The sequence below is a fragment of the Synergistaceae bacterium genome, assembly GCA_017444345.1.
Lineage (GTDB): Bacteria > Synergistota > Synergistia > Synergistales > Aminobacteriaceae > JAFUXM01.
Genome location: JAFSWW010000018.1, coordinates 23,152 through 29,604, shown reverse-complemented (window position 1 = coordinate 29,604; position 6,453 = coordinate 23,152). Strand labels below are relative to the sequence as shown.

6 protein-coding genes are annotated in these 6,453 nt (G+C 40.1%); 2 read left to right on the top strand and 4 right to left on the bottom strand.

Translation table 11 applies throughout. From position 1 onward, the window contains the following. The first annotated feature begins 123 nt into the window (after positions 1–123). Both IJS99_01000 and IJS99_00995 read left to right on the top strand, forming a co-directional pair. Positions 124–342: a hypothetical protein gene (locus IJS99_01000; protein ID MBQ7560398.1), complete on the top strand. Its 219-nt coding sequence runs from the start codon at positions 124–126 to the stop codon at positions 340–342. Between the two features lie 98 nt (positions 343–440). Further along, complete coding sequence (locus tag IJS99_00995; protein MBQ7560397.1) at positions 441–1,184, top strand: hypothetical protein; 744 nt, start codon at positions 441–443, stop codon at positions 1,182–1,184. Positions 1,185–1,237: 53 nt separating this feature from the next. On the opposite strand, the gene IJS99_00990 is transcribed toward IJS99_00995, so the two are convergent. The 4 genes from IJS99_00990 to IJS99_00975 form a co-directional block, all read right to left on the bottom strand. Then, positions 1,238–2,425: a 3-phosphoglycerate dehydrogenase gene (locus IJS99_00990; protein ID MBQ7560396.1), complete on the bottom strand. Its 1,188-nt coding sequence runs from the start codon at positions 2,423–2,425 to the stop codon at positions 1,238–1,240. After that, positions 2,426–3,511 carry a 3-phosphoserine/phosphohydroxythreonine transaminase gene (gene serC / locus IJS99_00985; GenBank protein ID MBQ7560395.1) on the bottom strand — a complete coding sequence of 362 codons (1,086 nt, stop codon included), beginning with the start codon at positions 3,509–3,511 and terminating at the stop codon, positions 2,426–2,428. Positions 3,512–3,642: 131 nt separating this feature from the next. After that, complete coding sequence (locus tag IJS99_00980) at positions 3,643–5,742, bottom strand: sel1 repeat family protein (protein ID MBQ7560394.1); 2,100 nt, start codon at positions 5,740–5,742, stop codon at positions 3,643–3,645. A gap of 27 nt (positions 5,743–5,769) precedes the next feature. Next, positions 5,770–6,453: a DUF1311 domain-containing protein gene (locus IJS99_00975; protein ID MBQ7560393.1), complete on the bottom strand. Its 684-nt coding sequence runs from the start codon at positions 6,451–6,453 to the stop codon at positions 5,770–5,772.

Here is a 6,453-nt window from a genome sequence, read left to right as displayed (position 1 = left end):
TGTAGAAAATACGTTTTTGAAATTAAAACAGTGGCGAGGCATTGCAACCCGTTACGCTAAAAAATCATCGTCATTCATAGCTTCAGTTCAGATATGTGCAATGTTTATGTGGCTTTATATATTATGACGACACCGTCTAGTGAGCCTAAATCTGAATCTGATACTGATACTGACAAAGATAAACCCGAAAAATTGCCGAACTCCGAATATATTAATAATCCCCGCTGCTTATCACTCAGTATGCGTGAAGTTCTATCGCGCATTAACCCCGACGAGAGAAAGCAAATTTTATCAAGCATGAGTCCCGTCGAATTACTTAAAATTTTAGCCGACAAATTATAGCCCGTCGTTAAAGATTCTAGTCATAATTACCGATATACACCTAAAACAGAAAAATTTTTCATGAGTTTATATTTATATTACAGAAGGAGTGAATTATTATGCGAATTAATGAATACATGTTAAATCAATCTGTTATGTTCCCTGCACAGAATAATAACGCACGTGATAATATTCAGCGCGAGACTAGAGAATTTGACGCATTCCTTCAGGCTGCATCAATAAATAGCAAGACTTATGACTCATCGGGGACAATTCCGGGAGGAGTTCCGCCCGTACCTCCTTCAAGTGAGTCAGGTTCAAAGCAGGATTTTACGGCCTCAAGTGAATTCATGTCTCGTGTATCTAATGCGTTCAGGGCAAATATAGGTAATATTCAGGCTGCTATGTCAGGGCTTGGCCTCAAAGTTGAAGATTTAAGCGATCAGGAAAATTTAACACTCTTAGGCGAGACTTTAAACGAGGAAGCTGAAATTTTAGGACTGCCTCAAGTTGAAAGTGTTGATAATGAAGTCGCGAAACTTTTAGGCAAGAGCGATAAACAACCGCCCGAAATGCCAGAATTGCCCGGAGCTGCTCCAGTTGAACAGGAAAAAGAATCAAGCGGCGAGACTGAAGTCAGCACAAAAATTATTAATTCCGGCGGAGTGTCTTATTTAGAGACAGAGAAGACAGCTGCGAACGGAGTTACAACAACAACACGCACAATGATAGGCAAAATGGGCAAAACAAGTACAATGCGCGGCGGAGTTAGTGCTTTCGGGGGGATGCCGACAACTAAATCATTTAGCGGCACTTCAGGTATAAGCGATCTCAATATACTAAATTTCATAAAGGATAAATAAAAAATTTGCCCCTCAGGACTCGCAAAAATCCCGGGGGCGTTATTTTTTTTGCGCTACATTCTTTCAGTAACTCGTCTGACTCGTTTGACTCCGTTAATTTCCTTGAGCCTCTCTACTGTATCAACCGGCATTTTATGAGAAATATCAAGCAATGTATAAGCATACTGGCCTTTAGCTTTATTTAATAAATTCTCGATATTCAGCCCATTATTTCCGAAAAACGCCGTAATTTGTGATAGCATGTTCGGTATATTGCTGTGTAAAATCGCGACTCTTGCTTCAGTCTCACAGATCCCCGCGTGAATATCAGGATAATTTACTGAGTTCGTTATATTCCCGTTGTCAAGATAATCTTGTAACTGTACGGCGGCCATTATTGCGCAGTTGTCTTCGGCCTCTTCCGTTGAAGCTCCTAAATGAGGCAAAATTATCGAGTTCGGCAAATTCGCGCTTGTCGTGTTCGGGAAGTCAGAAATATATTTAGCTACATGACCGGATTCAAGAGCTGATTTTAACGCTGACTCATCAACTAAGACATCACGGGCAAAATTTAAAATTTTTATTCCGGGCTTCATTTTTGCGATTGCGTCAGAATTTATCATGTGCCTTGTGTTCTCGCCTGCTGGTACATGAATCGTAATAAAATCGCTCGCTGAGTAAACTTCTTCGGCCGTGTCAGCATGTTTTATCATAGGGCTCAACATCCACGCAGATTTTAACGATAAATAGGGGTCATAGCCTAAAACATTCATTCCGAGTGATACAGCAGCATTTGCAACTCTGACTCCTATAGCTCCCAGTCCTATAACTCCTAAAGTTTTGCCCTGAATCTCATGACCTGCAAAATTTTTCTTTGTCTTCTCGGCCAATTTTGAAATATTAGAATCATTTGCGTTGTCTTTAACCCATTTTATTCCGTTGTAAATATCTCGTGAAGCAAGTAATAAGCCGGCTAAGACTAATTCTTTCACTGAATTTGCATTTGCTCCGGGTGTATTAAATACAACTACTCCATTTTCCGAACACTTATCAATGGGAATATTATTCACACCTGCACCGGCTCTAGCGATTGCGCGTAACTCTGCGGGGAAGTCCATATTTAACATATCAGCCGAACGAACGAGAATCCCCGCTGCTTCTTCCGGAGTGTCAATTAATTCATAACCCTTGCGGAATTTTTCGAGTCCTACACTTGCTATGCTATTAAGACAGCAAATTTTCCTGTGTTTGGGACAAATCATTTACTTTGCGTGCCTCTTTTCAAAATCTGTCATGAACTCAACGAGCTTATAGACTCCTTCTATGGGCATTGCGTTATAAAGTGATGCTCTCATGCCTCCGACTGAACGATGACCCTTTATATTTTTCAGGCCGGCCTGTGCTGCTTCGTCTGCAAATTCCGCGTCTAAATCTTTATCTCCTGTGATAAACGGCACATTCATTAATGATCTGTCTTTCTTGTCGACTGTTCCATGAAATAATTTCGAGCTGTCAAGATAATCATATAAAATTTTTGCCTTAGCCTGATTCAACTTGTGCATTTCTTCAACGCCGCCTAACTTCATAAGCCACTTAAAAACGAGTCCGCAAACGTAAATATTAAAGCAAGGGGGAGTGTTAAATAAAGATTTATTATCAGCATGAGTCTTATACTTCATCATAGTGGGAGTATAAGGCAAAACATTATCGCGTATTAAATCCTCACGAATTATAACGATTACAACGCCTGCAGGACCGACATTTTTCTGCACTCCGCCGTAAATAAGCCCGTATTTATTCACGTCAAGAGGTTCACTCAGGAACATAGACGAAATATCAGAGACTAAAATTTTGCCCTTAGTGTTCGGGAGAGTCTTAATAGTTGTCCCGTGCACTGTCTCATTCTGGCAAATATAAACATAGTCGGCCTTATCGCTTATATTCAAATCTGACAGATCAGGAATATACGAGAAATTTTTATCTGCTGAAGTTGCTACCTCGTTGACAGTCCCGAAAATTTTTGCTTCTGCAGCAGCCTTCTTTGACCACTGGCCGGTTACTATATAATCTGCCGAACGATTAATCATTAAATTCATGGGAATCATAGCAAATTGAGTATACGCTCCGCCCTGAATGAATAAAACTTTATAATTTGCGGGAATGTTCATTAATGAGCGTAAATTTTCCTCCGCCTCGTCCAAAATATTCTCAAAATCTTTTGACCTGTGACTCATTTCCATTACTGACATGCCGCTGTCGCCGTATTCGAGTAATTCAGCCTGTACAGTTTTTAGCACTTCTTCAGGCAGGACACCGGGGCCAGCACTGAAATTATATACTCTGCTCAAAATTTTATAGCTCCTTATCGTGTAAAATCATTTGCAATATTATAGCAGTCTGAATCTTGATTCATGAAAAAATTGCAGCCCTCCCGGTAAATTTTCAGGAGAACTGCACGCGCTTATTATATCGTAATAAATTATTTCTTGAAATTAAAATATTTGTCGCTTGTGTTGACAGAGTCGCCGTCCATGTAAATACTAGAAAAGCGAATGTCATAATGTTCTTTCTGTCCCATCAATACATTAGCAGGATAACGAGCAGGAATATTTATAAGAATTGCTTGTCCATCCCAGTAATAACTATACATTTTTTCACGCACTAAATACAAACATGTGCGAGCGTCTTTGTAATCGTTCCATTGTCTTAACTTCTCTAATATTTTTTCAGGCGGGACAACTTGACGCAAAGTAACTCCATAATGAATCCACAGCCAGTATTCAGGGTCATTATAGCCGGCCTTCTCGACAAATTTATAAAATTTTTCTGCCCGTGGTATATCCTGCTTTGTGCCGAGTCCCTCAATATAAACATGTCCCAGTGAATTAGCCGCGCTCGGAAGTCCCTGACTCGCAAGTAATGATAAAATTCTGATTCCTTCTTTGTAATAGAAATCTGCCCGCTTAGAATTTTTCTTGACCCCGTAAAAGCCCTGTTCCTGAACTTCTCCCATTCTAATCATTGCATCGGGGTGAATCATTGCCGCCTGTGTGAGATACTGCACGGATCTTTTCTGAGCCTCAAAATCTTTATTATCAGCCTCTAATATTAAGAATGTCCCATAAAATGCAGCGTGACTCCCTTTTTCTCTGAAATCTGCTAAACGGTCAACAACTTCATCGCGCAAAATTCCTTGAGTGTTTAAAATTTGATTCGTCTCTATATTATAAATTGCTGTCTGTGCTAAAGGGTATTCAATTTCTAGGGCTGACTCAAAATCTGCTCGATCCGGCTGCTTTGTTAAAACATTCATTGCGGCATTGTGTAAAGCATTTCGAGTCTTCAGTGCTGAGTCCGAGTAATCATCATCAAAGACTAATTTTGCGTTAATCTCGCGCGTTATCTCCTGAAATTCTGCGGGAAGCTCAAATCTTAACGGAAGAGTCACGGCCTTATTCTCAATATATAATGGGACATAATTATACATTCCCATGTAATTCATAATTGAGGGGTGAAAAGCCCAGACGTTATTAACTATTACGCTGTCAGTAAGCAGATAGGGGAGCGTAATTTTTTGTTCTGCTGTAGAGACTGTATCGCCGTTTTCGTCAAGTAATTCAATCTCAAAGCCTTTGAGTCTCGCAATCCGTCCCCTAAATTGAGCTAATGCACCCGTCAAATTATTCAAAATTTTGTCCGAGTCATCCTTCTTGAAACCGTATAATCTGCACCCGAATCTATCAGGCTTATCGAATACTGCCAAATTATACTCCTTACCTAAATTTGACCCGCTCAAAATAACGCTGTTATCTGACATGGGCGCGCCCTTTTTTGATGAGATACTGCGCAAAATATTTCTTTCACGAGTCAAAGTAATATCTTTTTTCTTGGCCGCAATTGTGTCTAATACCTGTTTCAAATCCGGTATAAATTTTTGATTATAAAGCTCGTCATTAAATGACACCTCGACAAGTACTTGACATAAATCTTCGGTCTCTTTGCCCTTGACCTTGCTGACTTTGCCGACGACCTTAATATTTATGAAATCTTCAGGGTTGTAACGTTCAAGCATTGCCGATAAAGCCTCGACTCCTGATGACGCATTATTTTTGTTGGCCGCTGAGAGTTTATCATTATTTTGAGCTTCAACGGGATTTACTGCGGGTTTTTCCGGTGCTAAATCTTCAGGCGAAAATTTTACCCTTGATGTCTTATTCGCAGCAACTTGAACGCCGTCACGTAATAATTCACTCTCAACCCAGACTCTTAATTTCACGGTGTAGAGTCCTTCACTTGCTTTGCTTGTGTCTTCGCTCATAACGTCATATTTTGAGATTGACCCCCTAGAATAAGAAATTATGCGCTCGGTTAATTCTTCATTGTTTAGCTCAGTCTTTGAGTCTATAAAGCTCCCTGACGCGAGTCTCAACGCCTCAACTAATCCGCTTTCAATTGCCGCCAAACGATTCTCGCCCGTGCTGGTAACATCGACAATAATATTTTTTCCGTCGGTCTCGAATGCAAGCGCGTAACTTGCAAGCACACATAATAATACTACAACGCTTAAAAATTTTCTCATGATATAGCCTCCTGATTAAATATTAAATTAATTTAGTGAAATATATTTATCGTCTTCATAAATATAAATCTTCCCGCTTTCAGAAATTGCATAGTGCCCAGTCTCGACAAAATTAAAACTTGATGAGAACTCCCAGCACTGCGAGCCGTTAATCTCGACTTGCGAGTCAAGATAAGTGATTTCTTCATTTGGCTGAATTTTGCCGGAGTCTATTAATTTTTCTGTCAAGAAATCTGCGGCCTTGTCATAATCAGCTAGATTAATTTTTGCCGGTTCAGGTTTAGAAGGGGACTCGCTGGGCAAATCGGGCAAATCTTCGGGCATTTCGTCGGGTAAATCAGAGGGCGAGTCGTCGGGCAAGTCGTCATTAATAGTTACAGCTCGTTTCTTGACGTAATTATTTATATAATCCGCCCGTGAATTCGTTACAAGCGTATATGCCTGAATTCTTGATAATTTTCGCGTTAACTGGCGGGCTTCGTTGTCGCGTCCTGATTTAATCCACCTGTTTTGTGATTGCTTGAGCGCGTCAAAATCCTGTTCAGAGAGTGAATCTTTTGCGTTCTTCCATGCCTGATTAAGTGCTTTGTCGGCCTCTGAAAAATTTTGATTCTTAATGAACTGCCTATACTCCTTATCACTCAGAGCAGACGCAGAATTAATCATGATAAGCAGCATAATAACTACATAAAAAATTTTGCTTGACTTCAT

Bases quoted from the DNA above. Each gene is read 5' to 3' on its own strand.
- IJS99_01000 (MBQ7560398.1), top strand. From the start codon at position 124: ATGACGACACCGTCTAGTGAGCCTAAATCTGAATCTGATACTGATACT.
- IJS99_00995 (MBQ7560397.1), top strand. From the start codon at position 441: ATGCGAATTAATGAATACATGTTAAATCAATCTGTTATGTTCCCTGCA.
- IJS99_00990 (MBQ7560396.1), bottom strand. From the start codon at position 2,425: ATGATTTGTCCCAAACACAGGAAAATTTGCTGTCTTAATAGCATAGCA.
- IJS99_00980 (MBQ7560394.1), bottom strand. From the start codon at position 5,742: ATGAGAAAATTTTTAAGCGTTGTAGTATTATTATGTGTGCTTGCAAGT.
- IJS99_00975 (MBQ7560393.1), bottom strand. From the start codon at position 6,453: ATGAAGTCAAGCAAAATTTTTTATGTAGTTATTATGCTGCTTATCATG.